32 protein-coding genes and 1 tRNA gene are annotated in these 25,006 nt (G+C 46.1%); all 33 read left to right on the top strand.

What is annotated here, in order from left to right; all coding sequences use genetic code 11:
• The first annotated feature begins 446 nt into the window (after positions 1–446).
• The 33 genes from MKX30_RS24680 to MKX30_RS24520 all read left to right on the top strand — a co-directional run bounded on the left by MKX30_RS24680 (position 447) and on the right by MKX30_RS24520 (position 25,002).
• Positions 447–519: transfer RNA gene (locus MKX30_RS24680), tRNA-Ile, on the top strand.
• Positions 520–592: 73 nt separating this feature from the next.
• Complete coding sequence (locus tag MKX30_RS24675) at positions 593–877, top strand: hypothetical protein (RefSeq protein ID WP_341063767.1); 285 nt, start codon at positions 593–595, stop codon at positions 875–877.
• 160 nt (positions 878–1,037) lie between these two features.
• Entirely contained in the window at positions 1,038–1,829 is a 792-nt protein-coding gene (locus MKX30_RS24670; RefSeq protein ID WP_341063765.1) for a hypothetical protein, read from the top strand.
• A 116-nt stretch (positions 1,830–1,945) separates the two neighbouring features.
• Positions 1,946–2,137, top strand: a complete 192-nt coding sequence (locus tag MKX30_RS24665; RefSeq protein WP_341063764.1) for a hypothetical protein — start codon at positions 1,946–1,948, stop codon at positions 2,135–2,137.
• 217 nt (positions 2,138–2,354) lie between these two features.
• Entirely contained in the window at positions 2,355–3,143 is a 789-nt protein-coding gene (locus MKX30_RS24660) for a head fiber protein (RefSeq protein ID WP_341063763.1), read from the top strand.
• A 19-nt stretch (positions 3,144–3,162) separates the two neighbouring features.
• On the top strand, positions 3,163–3,402 hold the full coding sequence (locus MKX30_RS24655; RefSeq protein WP_341063762.1) for a hypothetical protein: 240 nt from the start codon (positions 3,163–3,165) through the stop codon (positions 3,400–3,402).
• A gap of 431 nt (positions 3,403–3,833) precedes the next feature.
• Positions 3,834–4,124, top strand: coding sequence for a DUF1493 family protein (locus MKX30_RS24650; protein ID WP_445671567.1), 291 nt, complete (start codon positions 3,834–3,836; stop codon positions 4,122–4,124).
• Positions 4,125–4,506: 382 nt separating this feature from the next.
• The gene (locus MKX30_RS24645) at positions 4,507–4,995 is read left to right on the top strand and encodes a hypothetical protein (RefSeq protein WP_341063760.1); all 489 of its coding nucleotides are present in this window, start codon (positions 4,507–4,509) and stop codon (positions 4,993–4,995) included.
• A complete protein-coding gene (locus MKX30_RS24640) occupies positions 4,992–6,854 on the top strand; it encodes a phage terminase large subunit family protein (RefSeq protein WP_341063759.1) in 1,863 nt (620 codons plus the stop codon). The genes MKX30_RS24645 and MKX30_RS24640 overlap by 4 nt, the downstream gene beginning before the upstream one ends.
• A gap of 27 nt (positions 6,855–6,881) precedes the next feature.
• Complete coding sequence (locus MKX30_RS24635; RefSeq protein WP_322175121.1) at positions 6,882–7,115, top strand: DUF6148 family protein; 234 nt, start codon at positions 6,882–6,884, stop codon at positions 7,113–7,115.
• Positions 7,112–8,809 carry a phage portal protein gene (locus MKX30_RS24630; RefSeq protein ID WP_341063758.1) on the top strand — a complete coding sequence of 566 codons (1,698 nt, stop codon included), beginning with the start codon at positions 7,112–7,114 and terminating at the stop codon, positions 8,807–8,809. The genes MKX30_RS24635 and MKX30_RS24630 overlap by 4 nt, the downstream gene beginning before the upstream one ends.
• Entirely contained in the window at positions 8,787–10,016 is a 1,230-nt protein-coding gene (locus MKX30_RS24625; protein WP_341063757.1) for a head maturation protease, ClpP-related, read from the top strand. Before MKX30_RS24630 ends, MKX30_RS24625 begins: the two co-directional genes overlap by 23 nt.
• Positions 10,016–10,408 carry a head decoration protein gene (locus MKX30_RS24620; RefSeq protein WP_341063756.1) on the top strand — a complete coding sequence of 131 codons (393 nt, stop codon included), beginning with the start codon at positions 10,016–10,018 and terminating at the stop codon, positions 10,406–10,408. The genes MKX30_RS24625 and MKX30_RS24620 overlap by 1 nt, the downstream gene beginning before the upstream one ends.
• Before the next feature lie 16 nt (positions 10,409–10,424).
• Positions 10,425–11,459 carry a major capsid protein gene (locus MKX30_RS24615; RefSeq protein WP_341063755.1) on the top strand — a complete coding sequence of 345 codons (1,035 nt, stop codon included), beginning with the start codon at positions 10,425–10,427 and terminating at the stop codon, positions 11,457–11,459.
• Positions 11,460–11,476: 17 nt separating this feature from the next.
• On the top strand, positions 11,477–11,635 hold the full coding sequence (locus MKX30_RS24610) for a hypothetical protein (RefSeq protein ID WP_341063753.1): 159 nt from the start codon (positions 11,477–11,479) through the stop codon (positions 11,633–11,635).
• 18 nt (positions 11,636–11,653) lie between these two features.
• A complete protein-coding gene (locus MKX30_RS24605) occupies positions 11,654–12,067 on the top strand; it encodes a hypothetical protein (RefSeq protein WP_341063752.1) in 414 nt (137 codons plus the stop codon).
• Complete coding sequence (locus MKX30_RS24600) at positions 12,064–12,609, top strand: phage tail protein (RefSeq protein ID WP_341063751.1); 546 nt, start codon at positions 12,064–12,066, stop codon at positions 12,607–12,609. Before MKX30_RS24605 ends, MKX30_RS24600 begins: the two co-directional genes overlap by 4 nt.
• Positions 12,609–13,079 (top strand): hypothetical protein, encoded by a 471-nt coding sequence (locus MKX30_RS24595; protein ID WP_341063750.1) that lies wholly within the window; start codon positions 12,609–12,611, stop codon positions 13,077–13,079. The genes MKX30_RS24600 and MKX30_RS24595 overlap by 1 nt, the downstream gene beginning before the upstream one ends.
• Positions 13,072–13,413: a hypothetical protein gene (locus MKX30_RS24590; RefSeq protein WP_341063749.1), complete on the top strand. Its 342-nt coding sequence runs from the start codon at positions 13,072–13,074 to the stop codon at positions 13,411–13,413. The genes MKX30_RS24595 and MKX30_RS24590 overlap by 8 nt, the downstream gene beginning before the upstream one ends.
• A 1-nt stretch (position 13,414) precedes the next feature.
• Positions 13,415–14,869, top strand: coding sequence for a phage tail sheath family protein (locus tag MKX30_RS24585; RefSeq protein WP_341063748.1), 1,455 nt, complete (start codon positions 13,415–13,417; stop codon positions 14,867–14,869).
• Between the two features lie 15 nt (positions 14,870–14,884).
• Positions 14,885–15,409: a phage major tail tube protein gene (locus MKX30_RS24580; protein WP_341063747.1), complete on the top strand. Its 525-nt coding sequence runs from the start codon at positions 14,885–14,887 to the stop codon at positions 15,407–15,409.
• Between the two features lie 14 nt (positions 15,410–15,423).
• Positions 15,424–15,759 (top strand): hypothetical protein, encoded by a 336-nt coding sequence (locus MKX30_RS24575; RefSeq protein ID WP_341063746.1) that lies wholly within the window; start codon positions 15,424–15,426, stop codon positions 15,757–15,759.
• 35 nt (positions 15,760–15,794) lie between these two features.
• Complete coding sequence (locus MKX30_RS24570) at positions 15,795–15,992, top strand: hypothetical protein (protein WP_341063745.1); 198 nt, start codon at positions 15,795–15,797, stop codon at positions 15,990–15,992.
• 4 nt (positions 15,993–15,996) lie between these two features.
• Positions 15,997–16,809 (top strand): phage tail tape measure protein, encoded by an 813-nt coding sequence (locus MKX30_RS24565; protein ID WP_341063744.1) that lies wholly within the window; start codon positions 15,997–15,999, stop codon positions 16,807–16,809.
• A gap of 373 nt (positions 16,810–17,182) precedes the next feature.
• On the top strand, positions 17,183–18,997 hold the full coding sequence (locus tag MKX30_RS24560; RefSeq protein WP_341063743.1) for a phage tail protein: 1,815 nt from the start codon (positions 17,183–17,185) through the stop codon (positions 18,995–18,997).
• Positions 18,994–19,200: a tail protein X gene (locus MKX30_RS24555; RefSeq protein WP_341063742.1), complete on the top strand. Its 207-nt coding sequence runs from the start codon at positions 18,994–18,996 to the stop codon at positions 19,198–19,200. The genes MKX30_RS24560 and MKX30_RS24555 overlap by 4 nt, the downstream gene beginning before the upstream one ends.
• Before the next feature lies 1 nt (position 19,201).
• Entirely contained in the window at positions 19,202–20,335 is a 1,134-nt protein-coding gene (locus MKX30_RS24550) for a phage late control D family protein (protein WP_341063741.1), read from the top strand.
• A gap of 1 nt (position 20,336) precedes the next feature.
• A complete protein-coding gene (locus tag MKX30_RS24545) occupies positions 20,337–20,906 on the top strand; it encodes a phage baseplate assembly protein V (RefSeq protein WP_341063739.1) in 570 nt (189 codons plus the stop codon).
• 2 nt (positions 20,907–20,908) lie between these two features.
• Positions 20,909–21,310 carry a phage tail protein gene (locus tag MKX30_RS24540; RefSeq protein ID WP_341063738.1) on the top strand — a complete coding sequence of 134 codons (402 nt, stop codon included), beginning with the start codon at positions 20,909–20,911 and terminating at the stop codon, positions 21,308–21,310.
• On the top strand, positions 21,307–21,657 hold the full coding sequence (locus MKX30_RS24535; RefSeq protein WP_341063736.1) for a GPW/gp25 family protein: 351 nt from the start codon (positions 21,307–21,309) through the stop codon (positions 21,655–21,657). Before MKX30_RS24540 ends, MKX30_RS24535 begins: the two co-directional genes overlap by 4 nt.
• Positions 21,641–22,771 carry a baseplate assembly protein gene (locus MKX30_RS24530; protein ID WP_341063735.1) on the top strand — a complete coding sequence of 377 codons (1,131 nt, stop codon included), beginning with the start codon at positions 21,641–21,643 and terminating at the stop codon, positions 22,769–22,771. Before MKX30_RS24535 ends, MKX30_RS24530 begins: the two co-directional genes overlap by 17 nt.
• Positions 22,764–23,324, top strand: a complete 561-nt coding sequence (locus MKX30_RS24525; RefSeq protein ID WP_341063733.1) for a phage tail protein I — start codon at positions 22,764–22,766, stop codon at positions 23,322–23,324. The genes MKX30_RS24530 and MKX30_RS24525 overlap by 8 nt, the downstream gene beginning before the upstream one ends.
• Position 23,325: 1 nt before the next feature.
• Complete coding sequence (locus MKX30_RS24520) at positions 23,326–25,002, top strand: tail fiber protein (protein ID WP_341063731.1); 1,677 nt, start codon at positions 23,326–23,328, stop codon at positions 25,000–25,002.
• Positions 25,003–25,006 lie beyond the last annotated feature (4 nt).

Below are 25,006 nucleotides of genomic sequence, written 5' to 3'. Positions count from 1 at the left end.
GAGAGCCGCAAGGGTAGGGCAAGCGGGCATGCTGGTCTTTCTGTTTGTTCCTAGTAACTCCACTCTTGCTAATGTGCGCCTGACAAACGCATTCCCCATGACGGTGATCCTAACCGCTAAAGAGTGGATCAGGAGCGCAGCCGGGCGCGTAAGCAAGTGCCGGATTCCAACAAAGCTTATATCATTACCTGTAAGCCCAGGCTGTACGAAACGCGTTCGTGCGGTCTGGCGGGGTTTCATGCAGAATGCGAGTTGCGCTACGGGGGTCAGTTCCCCACAGTCCTGGTTCAAATCCGGGCTTCTGCTACTATAATAATCACTTTCATGACTTTATGGTTTTACTCCTATCATGCGGTGCCATGCCGTTAGAGTCTCCTTGACCGTGACCACAGCGGGTAATGATAGGATCGTGGCGGCTGCCAGTGCCGAAATAAACTGGCTTATATGCTCCTTTAACTCAGTGGTTAGAGTTCGGTTCTTATACAGCCGCGGTCCTTGGTTCGAATCCAAGAAGGAGTATACGCACAGAGAGTGGCGTAGATGCGCTGCTCTTTTTTGTGCGCAAAAATAATAGAAAAGGAAGTGTTTTGTAATGAGTACAGAGGCAAGCGCAGTACGTAATGGCGGATATGGATATCTTGGTTCGGATAATATCTTTAAGGTGGTAAATACCGAAGCTGAGGCCCTTAAATATAGCCCCACTGGTAGAGTGGTTAGCTTTGCTGGTCCACACGCATACGGCAACCCTGTTGTCCCTACAGGCACGGGTGAATACGACCAATTGGCTATCAAGCTGCATGCAGATGGTAGCCTGACCGAGAGCGAAGGTTTTACTATCCCGTCTCATATTGCTAAGGTAGTCAAAGAGCTGCAATAGTGTTTATCCCCGGAGCTGATCCGGGGATTTTACAGCGCCTAAAGGAAATGTGCGGTTCGAGTCCGCAGGGTGCTATTTAAATATTGTTCAGTTCGATCTCTTTATGTAAAATAGTAGTAATGTTAAATTTACATACAGTAGCGAGGGGATAGGTTAAGTCATGCTTCTAACAAATTCAGGCGAGCTAGTTAATACAGAATTGTACAATACTTTTGATATATCAGAAGCAACATATGAGATGGTATACGATTTTATGAAAACCGACGTTGGGTTTGATAGTTATTGTCCTGAATGCGAAAAAGAGAGCACATTTAAGAGTGAAATGAGTAGACATATGGACTTTTCTGACAAAGCAATGAAATTGTATTTCGAAGAAGAGAAAATAGTAACCAAAGAATTTCGTTGTACAAGGTATTCACATAGAATAGTATTTTTTTATAAGATTATGAACATGAAAATTACTAAGATTGGACAAACCCCTTCAACCGCTGACCTTTCTAATAATTCTATAAAAATTTATCGCAAATTACTTGGAAAAGAAGGTTACAAAGAATTTAATCGAGCAATAGGATTGTCTTCTCACGGAATTGGAATAGGGTCATTTGTGTACTTGAGACGAATTTTTGAAAGACTCATTGAAGAGGCTCATCAGGAAGCGGTTTTTGAAGACTCAAATTGGAACGAAGAAAGATATATACGATCTCGTATGCAAGATAAAATATCAATTCTTAAAGATTACTTACCTACTTTTCTCGTCAATACGAAAGGGCTGTATTCAATTCTTAGTAAAGGAATTCATGAATTGAGTGAGGAAGAATGCTTAGAAATGTTCCCCGTAATTAAGATAGGTATTGAATTGATACTCGATGAAAGAATTGAGCAGATAAACAAAAAAAATAAAATAAAAGAAGCGGAAAAAGCTATCTCTTCCTATATGGAAAAATACACATAATCTTTGGATTTATCAGTAAAAGTCTTATCCTCCTCCTTTTGAACTAATACTTTCGGCGCACAAAAAGGAATATCCTTCCTATGTGTCGAATTGTTGTGTCGAAGGAGGTGATATACTTGGGTGATCAAAAGAAGGTTATGGTCTGTTTTGACAAAGATAACTATCTGACCCTGAAAACAGATGATCCAAAGAATTTAGTTGAAAAGTTAACTACTTCTAAAAGTGATTGGGTATTTCATGATGATGTTGTGATCAATGTCAAAAATATAAACTATGTTAGGGTAAGAGATATTGAGCCTTGGTTCTAATGTTACGGTGCTAACCCTTTTTAGCGAATATTTGATAGCGAGGGAGGCGGAAGTTTTGAATAGAAAGATTGAATCGACTTGCCCTGAATGTGGTAAACCTATTTATGAAGATGAAAATGCGATGACTGGATTTTGTGAAGAATGTTCTAAAGATAAGTAGTAGAATGAGCACCCTAACCGGTGCTTTTTTCTTTGCCCTTATTCCACCAGGAAGGAGGTGTTAACAATAGAAGAGAGCATATTAATTTACATTGGCCCGCCGATCCTATCGCGCGGGTTATTTCAGTATGGAAGTTTTGTCGGAGACATACCGGAGTTTCTTGAACCGCTCATGCAAGTGGAGGAGATCCGGGAGTTGGTGGTCGATGTGAATAACTTGGTTGAAGCCAAGAAGGAAATGAGCATTATCGGTACTGAAAAGAACAAAGCATTTCAGTATCTCTCGAATCCAAACAATATAGAAGCGGAGTTGAGCAAATTGAATGGTTATAAGAGCTTTTTAGGCAAGGGCATTTACATTGAAGGAGAGAACGGCGAGCTGTCACTTGTGGGCAAGAATAATCCATTGCCTGTGGCTGGACTGTCAGGTGGTGGCGGTGGTTCTGTTACAGTTGACAGCATTACTGACGCGAGTGACATTGGCAAGACTGTCCTCAAAGCTGCTGATGCCTCAGCGGCCCGTACAGCCATTGGCGCAGGCACATCGAATCTAAAGGTTGGTTCTGGAGCTGGTGACGCTAAGGCAGGTAACTATGCTCCAGCAGTTGCGGATATCTCAGGAGCGACCGCACTAGGTAAGCAACTCATGGCAGTAGCAGACGCGGCGGCAGCTCGTTCAGCTATCGGAGCAGGAACGCCAGTCAGCGCAGCAACGACAACAGCAAACGGTACAGTGAAGCAGGCAGCAGCACAAGCCAATAGCGCCGCTACGGATGTGGCTGGTCTGGTCGCGGACTTTAATTCTCTGCTTGGTAAGCTACGAACTGCAGGTATTATTGCACCTTAATAACGGAGGATGAGAAATAATGACCACATATCAATTTGAGGTGTGGAAACGGAAGCGTAGGAAGAGAGCATTGGGCAATTTTATCAGACATTTACAAGACTCTTTTGTAAATTTGTTCGTAGAGGATGGCTTCCCTAAACCTCTTGTGGAAGCTGTTTTAAATTTTGATAGAGTGCAAATAGGTACGGTAGAATTGGTGAATCAAACGGTTGAAGTGGTGTATGACTCACCACCACCTCTCACGCCAGAGTATTCGTAATGTTCAAATGGTTGATGGAATCATATCCACCTGTTGATACGTTTGAATGTTCTTATTGTGGCAAGAAGACTCCGGGTCGATGGTGCGGCTACTGTCCAGGCGAACGAGGAACCTACTGGGATAAGAATGGTACTCCCTGCAAGCCGACAGCACGACTCAATCCAAAGATGATTAAGCGGTGAATGTTTATACACCATATACATTAATAATGAATATTTGTGGTGGACAATCATACCCCACTAAGTTATAGCTCTTGGGGGACAATCGTCCACCACTAAATGCACATTGAACATATCTCTTGGGGGACAATCATACCCCTCTAGTGGGGGACAATTACCCCCCTAAGAAAGAAAAAAGAAATAAAAGAATAATAATATATATAATATATAGCTCATTTAGAGTTAATAGATACATACATCGTTCTATGCATTATGCATAAAAGGACGGTGTATTTGTTGTTCATACATAAACAAAGAGAAAGGATGATAACGATGATTGTGGAACATGAAGAGAATTACTACTTACAGATGAATCTATTGGAGAACAGAGAACTGAGAGTGGATGTTAATTTAAAGAATGACATACCCCTTGATCAATTAAAACGTGAGATAGCAGATAAGGTGGAACGGTATGCTAAAGACAACAAGGTGGATGTACAGTCAGTCAAAATACTCGTGCATCAACCACTTCCTTCGATGCACATGAACATAAGCTGGCCCTAACCCTTTATACCAAGGTCTTAAAGATTTAAAGATTTAAAGATTAAAAGATTAAAAGATTAAAAGAAGGAGGGGCGCGCGTGAAAGATTCTATGAAAAATAATCTTAAAAGCTTTCTTTTTCTCCAGAAAAAATAAATTTGGGTCCTTCTGGAGCTTAAAAATAGACACGGGTGCGCATGAGCCCGAAAAACGCGTAGATTTTGAATTCGAAAAACGCTTTCCTTTTTTAGCCCCGCAGGCTGCGTGTGATCCCTGCTGAGGGCTTTTTATATTGTGTATGTATAATTTATCCCTTCTATTAATGCGTCGCTAAAAAGGGGCTTAAAATGCGTCTGATAGCGTGCTTGGATTTTGATGAATAAATGGAAAGTAGGTGGTCAGTTATGGGGAAAGGAGAGAACAGGGCGGAGGTCATTGTCGGAACCAGTGAATTTGCGGCGATTGTTGGCAAAACCAAGCAATGGATCGGGCAATTAACCCGTGACGGTGTGCTTACGCAGGTAAGTCGGGGGAAATATGAGCTTGCTGCAACCGTCCAGGCATACATCCGGCATGTGACTGGGGCAACCGAGGAGGGCAAGATTAGTTTTGCAGACGAAAAGGCACAGCATGAGCAGATTAAAAAGGAAATTGCCTCGTTGGAACTGGAGGAAAAGCGAAAGAATCTACACACTACCGCTGATGTGCAAGACGCATGGGGAACACTGCTGGTGAATTTCCGCGAGAGATTAACTGGCCTGCCTCCGAAACTGGCAAATCAACTGGCGTATCTAAGCGACGAAAAGGCAATTCGCATCTTGTTGGAGGATCGCATAAACGAGGCACTAAACCTGCTGTCTAAGTATGACCCAATGGCAGATGATGAGTCATGAATGCGCAACGTAAAAGGACATTCCGCCTGCTTGCTGACACTTTAAGCCTTGTCGCGCCTCCTGAGCCAATCAGTGTATCTGAATGGGCTGACAGACACAGGGTGTTGTCTCCAGAAGCTTCGGCTGAACCTGGTCCATGGAAAACAGAGCGGGCACCTTATCAAAGGGTTCCCATGGAAGCTATATCTGACAGAAATGTTGAGTCGGTTGTGCTCATGTGGGCCTCACAGCTTGGCAAAACGGACCTGCAGCTTAATACGATTGGTTATTTTACTGGGCATGACCCAGCTCCGATCATGGTTATACAGCCGGATTTGATGGTTGCACGTGACTTTTCTAATGACCGTTTGACCCCGATGTACCGGGATTCTCCACAATTATCACCACTGGTGGTCAAGGATAAGAGCCGTGATAGCCGGAATACCATTTTGTATAAGACATTTCCAGGTGGACGGATCAACATCGCAGGCGCGAATTCGCCTGCTTCTTTGGCTTCCAAGCCGATCAGGGTGGTTATTGGGGATGAAATCGACCGTTTCCCGGTATCGGCAGGCAAGGAAGGTGACCCTGTATCACTGGTAACAGCTAGAACCAAGACGTTTTACAACAAAAAAATGGTGTGGGTATCCACTCCGACCATCAAAGGTGCTTCCCGTATCGAGGCTCTTTACGAGGACAGCACACAGGAAGAATTACACTTCCCTTGTCCGTCCTGTGATGAACTGCAGCCCTTAACATGGAGGCAGATCGACTTCGACTACGACGAAGAAACGCGGGCTTGTACACGGGTCGATCATGTGTGCAAGCATTGTGGTGCGCTGCATGGTGAACATGAATGGAAAAAGGATTATGCCAAGCGAGTGGTTTGGGTTGCTGGGAAGGAACACTCCAAAACTCGCGGGTTTAAGCTGAGTAGCCTTGCAGCAACGATAAATTACACATGGAAAGATGCTGTCAATGAATTCAAGGCTGCCAAACGTGGCGGCCCAGCGCTTCTCAAGACCTTCTTCAACACCGTTATGGCGGAGTCATGGGAGGAAGAAGGCGAGAAGGTAGAACATGAATTGCTCCTGAATCGCCGTGAGATGTACATGCATCGGGTTCCAGAGGGTGTGAAATTCCTCACTGCGGCGGTGGACACGCAGGACAATCGGTTCGAAATTGACGTCATTGGCTGGGGAAAAGATTATTCTAGCTGGAGAATACAGTATCACCGGGTATATGGTGACCTGAAATTGCAGGACGTTTGGGATGATCTAGACGAATTTCTGTCCCGGACATGGCAGGACGCAGCGGGCAGGAAGTTTCGCATACGTCGAACATTGATGGACTCAGGGGGACACTTCACTCGCGAGGTGTACAAGTGGTGCAAGCCTCGTGCCTCACGCGGAATATATGCGATTAAAGGTGAGGACAGCGGCGACGGTACACACACACCTCTTTTAAACGGCACCACAGACAACAACGTCCACCGTGCTACGGTTATCCGGCTTGGGGTAGCCGAAGGTAAGGCTAAGGTATTTTCGTCGCTTACAATTGAACCTGGAAAGCCTGGGTCATGTCGGTTTCCACTTCCGAATCCAGATAACCCGGACCCGTTCGTATATGACGAGGATTATTTCAAACAGTTGACGGCAGAGCAATTGGTCACCCGCTACAAAAACGGGATTCCTTATACCGTTTGGGTTCAGACCAGGGCGCGGAATGAAGCCCTTGACCTTGCTGTTTATAACCGTGCAGCAATTGAAATGATGAATCCGAACTTTGACCTGCCGTTACCTGAGCCGGGAAGCGTGGTTACTGGTCCGGTAAGGCCACAACAGCGGAAGAAGAAAAGGAATGTTTCTAGCAGCTTGTAAATTATGTGAAGGAGGTGAACAGGGGATATGCCAAAAATGACTTTAGCTGAGGCTCAAATGATGTACAAGCTTTGGTGCGACGCTGAGGCGGCACTCGCTACAGGAAAATCATACACCATCGCTGGTCGGTCGATGACACGGACAGACATGAACGTGGTATTGGAACGCAAGAGATATTATGGTCGCATCGTTGACGATTTGGAGAATCCGGGAGTGAAACGGAGAAGTAAAGTGAGAGGAATCACCCCGTTTGACCGATGAACTGGCTGGACAAGACTCTAAACTTTGTGGCTCCGGGAATTGCGGCTAAAAGAGAGGCGTCCCGCCTGGATGTTGCAAGGCACGAAGCAGCTCAGGCAGTTATTAATAGCTACAAAGAGTCATTTGGCGGTAAAGGATATGGCAGGCATGGAGCCAGCCGTACAAAATCGTCTATGGTCATGTGGCAAACGCCAGTTGGTGACGCTGATGCAGATATTCATGAGAATATTAACGAGCTTAGGGCACGGGCAAGAGATTTGCACATGGGATCTGACGTTGTTGCAGCAGCTCACAAGGGTTTGCGAACGAACATCGTGGGTACTGGCTTACGCCTCAACCCTGCCTTTGATTCCAAATTCCTAAACCTTAGCGATCAGGAAAGTGAAGACTTGAGGGCGAGTATACACAGGGAATGGGCATTGTGGGCTGAAACAAGTAAATGCGATGCGGCAGGGCTCAATGATTTTTATGAATTGCAGGCCCTGGCTTTCTTATCAACCCTTATGAGCGGGGACGTATTCGCTTTGTTGCCAATGCTGCCAAGAGATCATGCGGTTTATGACCTCAGAATCAACCTAGTTGAAGCTGACCGTTGTGATACTCCTTTTAATGTGCAATTGGACGATTTGGATCGGGTCCAATCTGGCGTTGAGGTTGATGCAGACGGTATGGTGGTTGCCTACCATTTCAGCAACCGACATCCGGGAAGTAGCAGGTTTGATCTGACCGGGGAAAGAGATTGGGTCCGGGTTGAGAAGTATGGCAAACAGACAGGGCGATTGAACGTTATCCATCTTTTTGAAGCGGAACGACCAGGGCAACGACGGGGCATACCAATTATTGCGCCTATTATCGAATCTTTAAAGCTGCTCAACCAGTATACAGAGGCAGAATTGATGGCTGCAGTCATCACGTCAATGTACACCGTGTTTGTAAAAACTCCAGGAGATGACGGGCAAGATCCGTATGGTATGAATGAACCGGAAACTGACAATCAGTATCAAGAACCTATACCCGGGACTGGTGGCGACAACATAAAGATGGGTCGGGGTGCTATCGTTTATCTGGACCCTGGAGAGGATGTTCAATTTGCTGACCCGTCAAGACCAAATCCGAACTATGAAGCTTTCGTTCGGGCACTGTTGAAACAGATTGCAGCAGCTCTTGAGCTACCGTATGAGATACTGATCAAGCAATTCACTAGCTCGTACTCGGCTTCTCGGGGGGCACTATTGGAAGCTTGGAAAATGTACCGCATGCGCCGTTCCTGGCTGGCTAAAACGCTTTGCCAGCCTATTTATGAAGAATGGTTTGTTGAGGCTGTAACCAAAGGTAGGATACACGCGCCTGGCATCTTTGATGACCCGGCTATTTTTGCTGCCTACACACGGGCTGAATGGCATGGTCCAAGTCAAGGTTTACTTGATCCAACCAAGGAAGTAGGCGCGGCTGTTACCCGAATTGAGAACAATTTAAGTACAGCCACAAAGGAAACGGTCGAGCTAAACGGCGGATCATGGGAACAAAACATTCAACAGCGTGCGTATGAGAAAGCACGACTCAAGGAACTGGGACTGACCGAAGGAACTGCACCAGCTCCGGTTACGCCTTCTGAACCGTCTGATGAGGGCGATGAAGACAACGACGATGAGGAAGGGGGTGAAAACACAAATGCCAAAGAAGATCAAGGCTAACGGGCCGATAATCGGGGATGCAAACGCATGGGTTTATCAATGGTTTGGTATTCCGGCTGTGAGTCCAGGGATGATATCCAAGGAACTTGATGCAGCAAACGGAGACGAGATCGAATTGTACGTAAATTCTCTTGGCGGTTCCGCCTTTGATGGTGCTGAGATTTACACTTTACTCAAAGATTACCCCGGGAAGATCACGGCGAAAGTAACGGGTGTAGCGGCTTCTGCTGCCTCGGTAATGCTCATGGGCGCTGACGTTATCAAGATATCGCCGCCGGGGCAGATCATGATTCACAACGCTGCAACGGGTACGGATGGCGACAAGAATGCGCATGACCGCTCTTCTGCCCTGCTGAAAAGCACGGACGAGGCAATCACCAATGCTTATTCACTCCGAACAGGCAAGACAAGGGACGAACTACTGGATCTCATGAACGTTACAACTTGGATGAATGCTCAGAAGGCTGTCGAACTTGGATTTGCGGACGAAATAATGTTCAGTGAAGGCGCCACAGAAGTTACCAACAGCGCTTTTGATATGCTCGGCAGTGACGGAGTTTTGCCTGAGGCGGTCATAAACAAGGTTCGCAACGAGCTTCTTAAAAGCGGAGGATTCACAAATCAGCCTCCAGCGCTTGGCGACAGCGGACTGGAAAGGATAACCCCCTTGCAAAGCATCCCAAATCTGCAATTTGCTTCGACAGCCAAACAGCCTGTAGCTGCTGTTAACACAAATAAAGGCGGTACTCCGCAAGCCGGAGACACATTCGAGGGACTAAAAAATCAGATAAGCCAAATGAAGGGAGAAAACAAACCAATGGATTTAAACCAACTGAAAAACGAGCACCCAGACTTGTACAACGAGGTGGTCAGTCTGGCTACTACAGCCGAACGCAGCCGTATTAGCGCACTGACAAATATGGAGGGTGCCCCTGGAGCCAAGCCTTTTATTAAAGATGCCATCACAAATGGCGAAACCGCCGGTGATGTGGCTATGAAAATCGTTCAAGCATCAATTACGCGTGTGGGCCAAGAGGGGACGCAACGCCAACAAGATTCGGACGACAGCGGTGTGAAAAATGTATCCCCGGAAGCGCCTGTAATCACTGTCGGTGCATCAAATGATGACGCTGAAAACGAACAAGCCGTAAACAACATGATTGAGTATGCAAAACAGCTTCAAAACAAAAAGGGAGGTCGTAAATAATGCCAGCTTATGAAAGCCAGCCGTATGACAATCTGTACGCAGGTGGAGTCGAACCGAAAACAGTCATTGCAATTATCGTCAAAGCGGGGGCTGGAGTGGTTAAACGGGGAACTGTCTTGGGCAGAGAAAGCCAACTCGCTGAAACAGATCTTTACGCAGGAACACCCATCACTGTGCCAGTAGATTCGAGTAAGACGGGCGGTATTGAGAATCCATACTGCATCTTGGCAGACGAAGAGGTCGACGCTACAACCAAGGATGCTCGGGCCGTGGCTTACACATCTGGTGAGTTTAATCGTGATGTTCTCAAGTTCGGCGGCACTGATACAGTTGCAAAACACGAAGTCGCCATGCGCAACATCGGTCTTATCACAAAACGAGTAGTTAAATAGGGAGGATTAATACATTATGGCAAAAGATATTTACGCATTTCCGCAGTTATTCCGTGTAGTCGAATCATTTCCACAGGATTCTTATTACCTACTGGACACATACGCATCCGAAGGGGAAACGTTCGACTCCGATGAAATTGAAATCCAGACTAAAAAAGGTCACCGTCCGCTGGCTCCTTATGTCAATGAATTGATGCCAGGTAAGGTTGTACTGCGCACTGGATTTACAGCCAAACAGTACAAGCCTGCGCTAGTTAAACCTATGCGTGTCATCACTCGGAACGATCTTAAAGTAAGACGTGCTGGAGAGACTTTGTATAACCCGGATTCTCCGGATGTTCGGGCGCAGAAACTCCTGATCGAAGACACGGCTGAATTGTTAAGCACAATCGACCGCCGAAAGATTCAACAGTTGTCCGAAACCATGTTTACGGGCAAGACAACGCAAATCGGTGAAGGTGTGAATCAGGAATTGGATTGGGATTTTACCAACAAGGAAGTTCTTTCAGGAAAAGACTTCTCGGACCCAACTTTTGATGTTGTTGCTTATCTCACAGAGAAGAAAATGAAGGTCATGCGAAAAAGTGGCTTGACCATGCGTAGGGTGTTGACCACTTTTGAAGTTGGATCTGCAATTACTAGTCATCCTACTTTGCTTGCAATGATCAAAGCAGAAAAAGAAACCCTTGATGTCGGTAATTTGAACCAAGACATTCTGCCAGAGGGCGTTGTATATCATGGTTATTTGCGTCAGGCTGCTATTCATATCTGGTCCTACACCAATTCATACACCGACGAAGAAGGTAAAGAGCAGGATTACATTCCTGCTGGAACACTTGCGTTACTGCCAGACGGAAAACCGTTTGAGTTTAACTATGGAGCTAACTTGATCATGGGGGATGACGGTCAGTTCCAGTATGTCAAGGCAAAGGTAACGCCGCAATCATGGACTACTAAAGAACCTGCAGCTCGTTACTTGCAAATGTTGGCCCGTCCTATCGTCGTTCCGCAAAATGTGGACGGATGGTATGTAGCTAAGGTTCTTAACTAAAAAGGAGGAAAACAGAGATGACATATATAGCAACGTGGAATATCCGTCACAACGATAAGAATTACAAAATTGGTGAAGAGGTCCCTGTTAGTATTGGCAAAGAGGCGATTCAACGACTGATTGATCTTGGAATGGTAGAGGATGACAAGAAGAATACCGCCAAGCCTGCGGAATAAGGGGTTAGGAGGCGCGTCATGAGCGATATTCAAACTGAATTGATAAAACCGTTCAGTTTTAAGGATCAGCTTGAAAAGGATGTAAAGGACGTTTTTCTGAACGAAAAAGAATTTGCCAACTGGCATGAAATCGCCTTTATGAGTCCGCCGAAAAACGGACTGCCTGCCACACCTGAACCGCCTGTCAAAATGTTGGTTATTGTTGATGATGATGAACTGAGAGATCGGAAAAGTAGCGCCTCGAATCCAACAGATGGCGTATACGATGCCGATCTTTTGTTTTATGCCCAGCGTGCCGACTTCTTCCTATACTTTGGTAGGCTTCCGGTTCTGCAGAGCAAGATCAAGTTTGATGGTCGTATCTATACCGTTGCGGATCTTCAAGACGATGGAGATATGATAACTGTTACGCTGGGGCGTAAAGGCTCATGATCCAGATTGATACCACCGCTCTGAGAGAAGCACAACGGCACCTTCAAGAAGTCAAAAAGAAAACGAAAGTCGCTATGTATCGGGCGCTTAATCGGGTCGCTCAGAACGCAAAGACAAACGCTAGCAAAGAGATTCGAGAGCAATATGTTATCAAGGCCGGGGACTTAGGCAGCACTTTTTCAATAAAAAAAGCTGATAAAGGGAGCTTGTCTGCTACTATACGTTCCCGTAGCCGGGGAACAGGGCTGGATAAATACAAATTTTCACCCCGGCGAACGACTGGTAAGCGTCCAAAAGTGCTAAAAGTCGCTGTGAAAAAGGGTGGAATGAAGAAGGTTCCAGGCGCTTTTGTTGCTGAAAAAAATGGAGTTAAAATCTTCATTCGTGAAGGCAGAAGCAGGCTGCCGATTAAGCGATTATATGGACCGCCTGCGCCGGAAATGTTTAATAATGTGCAAATACGGGAGTCAGTTGAAAGAAAAGCCCGGGTTTTATATGCACAGCGACTAGAACACGAATTAAATAGGGAGTTGGGCGGATAATGACACCCTTTGTACTACAAGACGCTTTGGTAGCTAAACTAAAGCGTCTTTTTGCTGATTCGGAATACATGAATGCTCAATATGAAATGGTTCCACTAAACATTTATGCTCAGAACCTACCAGCGAAGAACGAGCAGGACGACCGCGACCACTTCCCTTTTATCACTATTCGATTTGGTGAGACGACGGATCAAGGGCATGAGGTCCAGTCGTCTTGTTCCATGCTTCTTAGTGTGGGGATTTTTGATGAGTCGCTAGATATGCAGGGGGAAAGAACGGTTCAAAACATTCTCCAACGTATTCGGCATGCATTTTTAACTCATCCGATTTTAGAACGGATGTTTGAATTGGATTTTCCCCTGACCTGTTCCTTGTTTGATGAAGAAGACTTAGCTCCGTATTTTTTTGGCTACGTCAACATGAAGTGGAAAATACCAGGCGTAAGCAGAGAGGATGTTTATTTTGGATAAAGAGCAAGAACAACAGGAAGCTGTGGATCTGAAAACGCGGCGTGCAACTGCTGCGACTGAAAAAGTTGCTCAAGCAGCAAAGACCGCTCCTGAGCCAAAGCAACTTATATATATCGGACCGAACCTGCCCGGAGGGCGATTGGCAAAGTCTCTTATTGTTCGGGATGGATTCCCAACATATTTGGATGATGTGGCAGAGAAAGCACCAGAAATAAGGCAGCTTTTTGTTCCTGTAGCCGAGCTGGCTACGTCAAAAGCAGCTTTATCCGTTCCGGGAAGCGCACTACAAATTGCCTACGCTGCTGTCATTGCGGCAGTAAAAGGAGGAATTTAAATTGGCAGAACGTCACGGTATTTTTACCACTGAGCAGCCAGCGGAAGTCATTACGCCTGTGCCACTCAACATTACTTTGCCAGTCGTGTTCGGCACGGCTCCTGTCAATATGACGACTCTGGAGAGCGTGCCAGTAAATAAGCCGATCCTATGCGAAAGCTGGGACGATGTTGTTTCTGCTTTTGGGTACTCGGAGGACTGGGGAAGCTACACGCTATGTGAATTCTCGCATTACTTCTTCAAGATAGCGAAGCTGTCGCCAGTCGCGTTCGTGAACGTCCTTGACCCAACTAAACATAATACAGCGGTAGCCGCATCCAGCTTCACATTGACTGATGGTGTGGTAACTGTAGCGGTGCAAGGAATTATTAAATCGTCTGTGGAGCTCACATCTAACGACGGAGCGACCACTTACACAGCCGGGACGGACTACAGCTTGAGTTTTAATACCTCTGGCAATCTCGTAGTATCCCGTATTGCTTCCGGCGTTCTGACAGCCAATAGCACGGTTAAAATAGCATACTCTAAACTGGACCGCAGCAAAGTGACAGCAGCGGACATTATAGGCGGTGTTGTGGAGGCTACTGGCGAGGCTACTGGGCTGGAACTGCTTGACCAGATATTCCCACTATTTAGAATCGTCCCTGCTTTGATCGTTGCACCGGGATTTTCACAGAATCCAACCGTTGCAGCAGTAATGACTGAAAAGGCAGCTAGCCTCAACGGTGGACACTTCAAAGCACAGGCAATTACTGATCTATCGAGCGAGCTTGTATACACAGATACGCCTGCATGGAAAAAAACGAATGCTTACAATGACCCGCGCCAGATAAATACGTATCCACTTTTCACGTATGATGAGCGCACTTATCATTCTTCCACTGTGGCTGCTGCGGTAATTGTACAAACAGACGTTAATAACGGCGGGGTTCCATCGGTCTCGCCGTCTAATAAATCAGCTAAAATTGACGGAACAAAAACGGATACTAGGGCAATTGCTCTTGGACCACAGCAAGCACAATACCTGAATGCAAATGGTATTGTCACTGCATTAAATTTTGTCGGCGGATTTGTGCTTTGGGGTAATCGCACGGGTGTGTACCCGGATCAAAAAGACCCGCAGTCGTCGTTCATTCCGGTTCGCAGGATGTTCGATTGGATTAGTAATACACTCACGCTGACTTATTGGAAATATCTTGACGGTTCCATTGATAAACGCCTGATTGAATCCATCACAGATGCAGCAAATTTCTGGACGAACGGCCTGGCTGCTGCGGGGTACATTTTGGGCGGACGTGTGGAATTTAATGCATCTGAAAACCCTGTCTCAGATCTGATGGACGGGAAAATGAAATTCCACGTTTATGTGACACCCCCATCTCCTGCACAAGCTATTGATTTTGTACTGGAATACGACACATCTTACTTTGCTGCACTATTCACTACGGCAGCGTAAAGGGAGGGCTGAACCTTGAGCCAAGAAAAAATTAATTTACGGACAATTAAATACGAAGCAATACGTAACGGTAGTCAGTACCTTGGGACAACCACGGTTGATTTGCCAGACATTGCTATGCTTGCTGATGATGTCACAGGTGCAGGAATTAACGGTACTGTGAACGTGGCTACGCTTGGACAAACTGACTCCATGCAGGTGACATATAACTTTGCAACTTGGGAAGAAGGTTATTTTGACCTATTTGCTCAGGAGACACACACGGTTGACCTGCGTGCAGGTATTCAGAGCCAAAACCGGGTTACGGGTAGCATTGACGTTATCCCGATCAAAATAACTATCAAAGGCTCTCCAAAAACACTATCTATGGGTAGCTTGGAGACAGCTGCAGGTTCGGATAATTCGGTGGAACATGAAGTCACTTATATCAAGATCACGATTAATGGTGTCGTGAAGATTGAAATAGACAAGTTTAATGATGTTTTTGTTGTGAATGAAGTGGATTTCGGCGCTAAAATCCGGGCTGCGCTCGGCAAATAATGGAGGATAAGAATATGACTAATAAGAAGACTACAACCCCAGTAGAAGCAGAAAATGAGGGTAAACACGTCCTTAAATTCTCAAAGCCTTTTAAGTTTGAGGACCAAGAACCAATTACTGAATTAATCTTTGATTGGGATAAGGTGAACGGACGTAAACTCATTGCCCTGAGTGAACGCTTGGCATTGAATGATATGGATTCACCCATTAAAGCTGTGAACATGAAGTTTCAGGCCGCTGTGTGTGCCGAAGCCGCAGGCGTTCCGTTTCAACTAATTGAGGAATTACCGGGTGGAGTATTTGGGCGTGCAACTACAATGGCACAAAGTTTTTTGCTCGGTTTGGAATAAACGGTAACGCCGGAGCGGAAATAAGGCAAATCATTATGACGCTGTCCATTGAAACAAGGAATTCTCTAGATTTTTGGTTAGATCAGAGTCTTTATGAGTTGTATCGATGGCATGAGGCATTTGAAGCTTACGTTAATTTAAAAAATGAGGCTTTAGAAAAGCAAATGGAAGAAGCAGAAAAGAAACGTAAAAACAAAGCTCCTAACGGACGTAGAGGGCGCGTAGGACGGTGAAATAATGTCCCATGAATATGATGTAGCAATGAACCTAATTGCCGAGGTCGATCAAAGATATCGTCGTGCGTTTGATCAAGCGAATAATCAGGTCGAGGAATTACAACGTCAATTACGAGAATTGCAAAATTCACGCGGCCCGGATCGGGCACGGCGTGAAGTTGAAGATCTTGCAGATCAAACCAAGAAAGCAGGCGGCGCGTTCGGGAAACTGAGCAGCGCCGCTTCTTCTTTTGGTCGTACTTTTCGCAAAGTAGCCGAGGTATCCGGTGCTATGGCAATATTGGATTCTGTAACAGGCACTATCAACAATATCGGGAGTGCTATTGGTGATCAGCAGGAAGCATTTAACCAATATGCGGCATCCACTGGCACGAGCGTTAAGGATATGCAGGCCATCAAGAAAGAAGCCAGGGGCTTATATAATCAGAATCTTGGTGAAGATTGGAACGATCTTGGCGACGCTTTGGCATCTACTCGGCAAATTCTTCACCTGACGGGTGGTGACTTGGAGAATGCAACCAAAAATGCACTCGTCTTTCGGGATGTGTTTAAAGACGACATTCCAGAAGTTAACAAGACGGTTGACACATTGCAAAAAAACTTCAAAGGCTTGAGCAATCAGTCCGCTTTCAATTTCCTGGCACAGGGGAAACAGCTCGGTTTGGACAAATCCGGGGAACTTTTGGACTCTGCAAATGAGTATTCCGTGTACTTCTCTAAGCTCGGTTTTAGTGCTCAAAACATGTTCAATGTATTTAAATCTGGCTTGGATGCTGGGGCCTTCAACCTTTTTATTAGGGCTTTATGGCGGTGACGTCATATCGAAACCTCTCTAATTCATGGGAAACCCTAACGGTACGAGACGAGGGAAATCATGAGCGAAGCCTGTGCAAAGCAGGAACGTGCAACGACTATCGGTGAGAAACCGAGTACACGCAAGCGCGTGGAAATGGGAGGGGACTCTTAGGAGTCCTTGATATAGTCTGATCTGCGTGGAAACATGTAGCTGCCTTTAGTGGCGGGTAAGGCGTAGCGAGCCTTACTGAACAGTATGTGACAAAGTTGGGGACGCGATCAAAGAATTCGGAATCAGGTCTAAAGATGGATCAAAAACAACCATTGAGGCTTACCAGTTGCTAGGGTTAAATGCAACCCAAATGCAAAAGAAATTCGCAGCAGGTGGCAGCGTGGCTCAGACAGCATACCGACAAGTAGCTGCTGCAATTAATAAGGTTCAGGACCCTGTCAAAAGAAACACCGCCATGCTTAATTTGTTCGGTACACAGGCGGAGGATGTAGAGTCCGGTGTTATCCTGGCAATGACGAACGCTAGAAAACAGTTCGACGCTACCAAAAACACTATGAAAGAAATACAAGATGTTAAATATTCCTCTATAAGCTACGCTTTCCGATCCATAGGGCGGCAATTGCTAACCGAGTTTGTATACCCGCTCAGTGATCTTGCATTACCCGCCCTTGCAAGCTTTGGTAAAGGATTAGAAACGGCTATCCCTAAAATAAAGGGTTATTTCAAGCAAGGGCTGCAAACCATGCAACCTTTTATTAAAGCCTTGCAAAAAGTCGGAGATTTATTCACCAACTCTATGTCGGGTACGGGGGACATGTCTGCTGCAACTGGTATAAGTAAATTCTTAATCAGCTTGGGAGTCGGGGAAGACAAGGCATATAAGTTTTCGGGAGCCTTGTCTGACGTATTTGATAAATTAGCCGCTGTAAAAAACATCGTCAAAGGCGCTGGGAGTCTACTGACAAATGCCTTAATGGGTAGTGGAGATATAAGCGGCGTGCAAGATATTAATAAAGGGTTGCAGTCTATTGGGTTCAGCCCCGATCAAGCCATCAAGATGTCTAATGGTTTCGTTGATGCGTTTGATAAGATTAAGGGCAAGGTTGATGAATTTGTTAGTAGTATTAGGCCAGCTTTGAACGATATTACAAACTATTTCAAAGAAGCCTTCACCTTCAGCGGGTCATTTGATTTTGGATCTATTATGGACAATGTGAATGAGTTGCGAAAAAATATGGCTCCTGTAATAGATTCTATTGTTTCTGGCATTGGTCCGGCAATTCATTCTATAACCTCTTTGCTTGCCCCACTAATGAAGATGGGGAAGCAGGCGTTTAGTGCAATAATTCCTTTGGTTGTTAAATTGGCAGCCTCCATTTCTTCAAAACTAGGACCTGTATTTACGTCAGTGTTTGGCTATCTGACTAAGACGTTGTTGCCGCAAGTCAGTTCTGTATTAGCAGCGTGGCTACCTAAGATCGGGGCGATTTTTAGTAAATTGGGTGGCTTAATTATGGCTATATACGAAAGGAGCATTGCACCAACCATAAATACCCTTGTGACTATATTCAAGTGGGCATGGCCCGTTATAACTACGGCTGTGACAGGTGCTATCAATATTCTCAAACCAGTCATTGGGGGAATTATCGATGTATTGGGCGGTGTAATTGACTTTTTAACAGGTGTATTTACTGGGAACTGGTCTTTGGCCTGGGACGGAATAAAGCAAATTGTAGTTGGCATATGGGAAGGTATCACAGGTGCAATTAAAGCTGCATTCAACAATGTGATTGGAGTAATAAATTCAGCTATTGATAAAATCAATGGTTTTAGTTTCACAATGCCGGAGGCTTTAGGAGGCAAGACTATAGGTGGTATGAATGTACCACACTTGCCTATGCTCGCTAAAGGTGGTTTTACTACAGGGCCGTCCATTGCCGGGGAAGCCGGAACCGAAGCAGTCATTCCATTGAACAATAAGCAGCGGAGCATGAATCTACTGGAGAAAACAAACCGAATGATGGGATATACCACCACTAACAACGGCGGAGATTCTATTGTGCTACAGTACGATATTACTATCCAAGGGAACGCGGATAAAGAAGTGGTGCAGCAGGCCATTCATGCGACACAGCCGACCTTCCGCCAGCAGTATCAGGCAATGAAGCGTCAGAATGCGAGGACAAGCCTGTGAAGAAATATACCACGATCCAGGGCGATACCTGGGATATGATTGCCTATAAAGTGTTTGGCGATGAAACGTTGATGATACAGATCATGAATTTGAATCTGGACTACATCGACGTTTCTGTTTTTTCAGCGGGTACAATCCTCCAGTTGCCAGACGTTTCTGTAGTTGAAGAAACCGCCTCTGACCTGCCTCCGTGGAAGGTGTGACATGGACGAAACTATTGATGCAAGACGTGCCCAGGTTGTCATAAATTACAACGGCAAGGACATCACCAAGGAGTTGTCCGACTATTCATTGGATTTAACTTATACCGATGCGGAACCGGGGACGCTGGACGATCTACAAATTAACCTTGAGGATAAGGCGCGTAAATGGTCTGGTCCTTGGTCACCAAGTGCTGGAGACAGGATAGTTGCCTATATAAAGACAATCGGGTGGGATAAGCCGGGAGAGATCAAGCGACTTAATTGCGGAAGCTTCGAGGTTGATTCGATTGACTTTGCTGGACCACCGGACACTGTAAGTATTAAAGCGGTGTCGCTTCCTGTTACAACGAATGTACGGCAGGAAAAGAAAACGAAGGCTTGGGAGTCTGTGACGCTCAAGTCTATTGCTGCGGAGATTACCAAACGTGCGGGCTTCTCGTTGATGTACGAGGCTCATAACAATCCGAAATACGACCGTCAGGATCAGACCGATGTGTCTGATCTGGCTTTTTTAAATGACCTGTGTAAGCAGGAAGGAATTGCGTTGAAGGTTACAGGCAAGAAGCTGGTTTTGTTCGATGAATACGTCTATGAACAGAAACCGCCAGCGCTGACCATAGAACGTGGTGTGTCGGACATTATCAGCTATGGTTTTTCATTCACCACTCAAGACGTGGCATATGCAGGCTGTGAGGTCAGTTATCAGCCTGCCGCAAAAAAGAGCACGTCTAAGAAAAAAGATGATAAGGGTACAGCAAAAGCTGCTGCTGAATCTACTTCTAAGGATTCTGGGAAGAAAAAGAAGGATAAAGCGGAGCAGCCGAAGCCGATTAAGGTGATTTATCGCCCGCCTGGCGCTCCGAAAGACGGTCCAATCTTAAAGGTGTCCCAAAGCGTGGGTTCACAGGCTGAGGCAATTAATGCGGCCCGTAAAAGCCTGCGGGAGAAGAACAAAGAGGCTGGTAAAGCTACGTTGTCTCTCTTGGGTAATGTCGGTCTTGCAGCCGGGATGACCATTACAATCAAAGGCTTTGGTCGCTTTGACGGTAAGTACATTATCGTTTCTGCCACTCATGCGGTCGGCAGCTCTGGCTATACGACTAATCTGGAAATTAGAAAAGTTTTGGGGTGGTGACATGGCTGCAGATGAATTAGTAAGGATCGGTGTTGTTTCCAGCGTAGATACCGACACGGGAATGGTCCGGGTAGTCTTCCCCGACATGGACGACATGGTTTCCCCCGAGCTTCCTCTTTTAACGACTGGTACGGGCTGGGGGCTGACAAATGCGATGCCCGAGCCGGGAGACAATGTGCTGTGCGTTTTTCGTGGAAACGGGCGTACAGATGGGTTTTGTCTCGGGGCTATTTATGACGGTAGTTATGATATGCCTGCGGATCAGTCCCAGCGTGGTATCTACTTCGAGGATGGCAGTTATGCGTATTTTGATAAGACTACCGGTTCAATTGAAATAAATGCGGTGGGCACTGTGAACGTACAGGCCAAGGATGTGCTTATCAAAGCTGAGTCTGTACAAATAAACGGGGAATCTGTGACTATTCAGGCCAAGACAGTGAGTGTTAACGCCGAAACCGTGCAAATAAGCGGTAAATCATTTAGTGTCGATGCCCCTAAAGTTCGTATGAACAGCAATGTGACGGTTGTAGGCAAGTTGGATGTACTTAATCAGGAGATTGGAGGGGGTTGATTATGGCAGCTAAAATAGGCAGTTACGGGGATATTCCTTTTGTCGTCACCCCCAAGGTGATACGCACATTCCGCGAGCTCACCCGGTCCAGTGCCAGTCGATGGGCGGACCATGAAATTATGCTCAGGAAACCTAAATCTCAGTTTCTTGGTCCTGGGCTGGATACCGTTGCATTTACGATGTACTTCGCGGCATGGCACGGAACGAACCCACGAAAAGAAATGGAAAAGCTGGTGGAATGGGATCGAAAGGGTAAGGCTGGAGCGCTGACAATCGGTGGTAAAAAGTTAGGTGTTGGTCTTTGGGTTATAACGGGGCTGGAGCAGGCTTGGAGTTACGTGGACAACCGGGGGAACCTGTTAGCTGGGACCATTAACATTACGCTAAAGGAGTATGTTAAATGAGCCAGTACAACCTTACGTTATCCGGTACTCGTCAGATTGATTTTGCACCAGCCAACAAAGAAGACGAACTGCGTCAGAATCTATTCACGTTGCTCACATCATGGCGCGGATCGGCTGTATTGAATCGACAGTTTGGGTTTGATCCGTCCGCTTTGGACGAACCCACAGAGGTCGCAAAAGCTCTTATTACATCGCAAATTTATGAGCTGGTAGGGGAATATGAGCCAAGGATTTTAATTCAGGAAATAAAGTTTGTTAATCCGCAGGACGACTCTGACAATGGGCGCTTAATCCCAGTCATATACTTCGATGAACAGGAGGTGAATACAGATGACTACACTGGCTGAACTACCAGATATTGATTTTGTCCAAGCGGATGTTAAGGCAATGCAGGATTCGCTTATTACGCTGTACGAATCAATCGCAAAGAGGCAGCTTGCCCCAGCCGATCCGCTACGTATTTTCATTGATGCAATAGCATACAAGATGCTACAGCAAGAAGTTAAGCTGAATCAGGTCGCAAAGGGGCAATTACTGAGGTACGCACGCGGTGCCGTACTAGATCATTTAGGGGCCTTTTATGAAACTCCACGTCTGGACGCTGATTTTGCGGTGACTATGATCCAGTTTACGTTATCGACTCCCCTTACAAGCGTTCAGATTATCCCTGCGGGGACCCGGATAGGTCCGACTGAGGGTGACGGTACTATTTACTTTTCGACGAAAGAAGCGGTATCTATCCCGATTGGTGATGTTGTGGTCACAGTGGCAGCGGAATGCAATGTGTCCGGTCCAGAAGGCAATGGGTATATTGCGGGCCAACTTACTACACTGATTGACCCGTTGCCTTATGTAGCGTCCGTTACGAACTTGACCGAAACATCGGGCGGAGCTGCCGTGGAGGACAATGACCCATACCGCGAGCGGATTCACATTGCCCCGGAATCGTTTAGTGTAGCGGGTCCAGATGGTGCGTATGAATATTGGGCCAAAACTGCCAGTGCATCAATAGCAGACGTACATGTTGATTCACCTAGTCCTATGCAGGTGGTGGTTACTGTGTTGCTTGCTGGTGGGGTTATCCCCACGCAAACCGTTCTTGATGAGGTATTTGCAGTGCTAGATGACAGAAAGCGGCGACCTCTAACAGACAAGGTTACCGTTCAAGCTCCTACAGAGGTCGGTTACGATGTTGATTTGACCTACTATATCCGTAAATCAAGGGCGACAGACGTAGCGAGTATTCAAAAAGGCGTAGAGGCTGCTTTATCCGAGTACAAGCTATGGCAAAAGTCAAAATTGGGCCGAGACATAAACCCATCTCAGCTAACACATATGCTCGTGGCTGCCGGAGCTTCAAGGCTTGACATTCGGGCACCTGCTTTCTTGGGGTTGGGTTCAAATCAAGTAGCCAAGGAAGGCACGGTTACAATGACTTTCGGAGGGTTGGTCGATGATTAAACTGTCTGAATTAAGCCTGTTGGACGTGCTACCTGATAACTTACAAACCGATAAGCAGGTGTGTGATGCAGCGATGGCCCTGGACGTGAAAATGGACGAGCTGACGGCGAAGATCCAGAAAGTCAATTTGTTTGGACGAACGGATTGGACGGACGAAGAAACGGACGAACTGGCTTGGCAGTTCCATGTGGACTACTACGACCCTACATTGCCGCTTGAGCAGCGCAGGGAGCTTGTTCGACAGTCTATCCCCCTACATCGACGCAAGGGCACACCGAGCGCTGTAGAGGATCTAGTGACCACTATATTCGGGTACGGAAAAGTAGAGGAATGGTGGGAGTATGGCGACGATCCTGGCTATTTTCAGGTGGTTGTGTCCAATCCAAAAGCCACAGAAGAACAGGCGCAGCAGTTTATCGAGGTTGTCGAGTCTGTGAAGCGGAAAAGCGCCCACCTGCGCCGCGTTGTTGTCTTGGATTCGGCAAAGGGCACACATTACTATGGTGTAGGTACACAGCAAGTGGACTTCATCAATTTAAGGCAGGTGAATTAAATTGGCTTTCGACGGAATCCAAATTACTAATCGTGGTCGAAATCTGCTGGCAAAGGCAGAAGCTGGACAGACCAAAATAACATATACAAAATTTTCAGCGGGGGACGGGAAGTTAGCTGGGCAAATGCCGATTGCATTAAAGGCTCTTATCAATGAGAAAATATCCTTCCCAGTCAGTCGGTTGAAGATACAAAACGAAAATGTGGTTGTCCCAGGTTTTGAGTTTAGCAACCAGGGCGTTGCCTCCGGCTTTTTCTTTCGCGAGGTCGGATTGTGGGCAACAGATCCAGACTTGGGAGAGATCCTATACGCCTACGCCAACGCGGGTGAGGGAGCTGAATATATTGATGCTCAGAACACTTCCGCCGTTCTAAAAAAACTCTTTAACTTTGAACTAACTGTAAGCAATACAGCCCAAGTGACAGTAGTTGTGGACGACACAATTATTTATGCTACTCCGCAAGATGTAGCGGATGCCTTGAAGAAATCAAAGGAGTACACGGACGAGCAGATTTTAAATGTAAAAGTGCCGGATGCCAGCACGACTCAAAAGGGTATTGTGCAGCTCACCAACTCTACAAACAGTACGTCCGAAACTTTAGCTCCGACCGCCAAGGCGTTGAAGACTACTTATGACTTGGCTAACAGTGCTTACAGACATAGAGGAAACGCGCCAACAGACTGGAACACCGCAATATTATCTGGCAACTATGCTGTGGCGGTTGCTAATTGGACAGGGTATTCTAATTACCCCACTGGATCGTACACTTATGGGAAGCTTGTTGTTCACGGCGACTATGGATTGCGCGTTCAAATTTACTATACGCATGATAACCCTGGACGTATATTTACTCGCGTTTCCTTTAATGATACGGATTGGAGGCCGTGGACGGAGGAAATCACAACCAACACGGCAGCAAACTGGCAAAAATACAAGCTGACTACCGATGTAGGTTCAAACAATCTTATTATTGGGGCAGACCTAAACAACATAACTAGAAATGGATTTTATGCTGGTGAAAACCTCGCTAATTGCCCGCTGGGTACGTCACAAGGTATTTGGGCATATGTTGAGGTTATGACTTTGGATGCTAATAGCGGCTATGTAATTCAGAAGCTGTATAATTTGCACGGTGAAGCTACTATGTATATGCGTACGTGTAGGTCTGGAACTTGGGGTCCTTGGTCGCAAGACCTTTTTACATCTGTCGTTAATGGTAAAGGCGCTGTTGCTGGCGCAATTAACGGCAAGGGTGGCAGTGCGAGTGCAAGCAACTCATTCGCAGAGCTGGCGGCAGCAATAACGAACCTACCCGTAAAGCGATGGGCGACAGGTACGTTGAACGGACAAAGTGCACAGGCTACAAGCACAGTTAATGGGGTGGATATGAGAATAACCGTGACTGGGTTACCGTTCACCGTTAATCGCTTATTTGTACGGGTCATATTAGCGGAAACCGATGGTACGCGACACATCGACGCTGTTCTAATGACCTCATCAACCTTTAACGACAATAAAGGCGCTAAAGGATGGAGAAATAATTATGTGAACATTGGATACATCGAGCCACCTATACAGGGTTTCAATGTGTTGCTGTCCAGTAGCAGAATAGACGCGTACGCTGGCGGTTCTCCAATCGCCAAAATATCCGCCTATGAATGGTGGGCGTACGAATAAGAGA

It is taken from the genome of Paenibacillus sp. FSL P2-0173, assembly GCF_038008045.1.
GTDB classification, from domain to species: domain Bacteria; phylum Bacillota; class Bacilli; order Paenibacillales; family Paenibacillaceae; genus Paenibacillus; species Paenibacillus polymyxa_B.
This window is presented reverse-complemented; position numbering and strand designations above follow the sequence as displayed.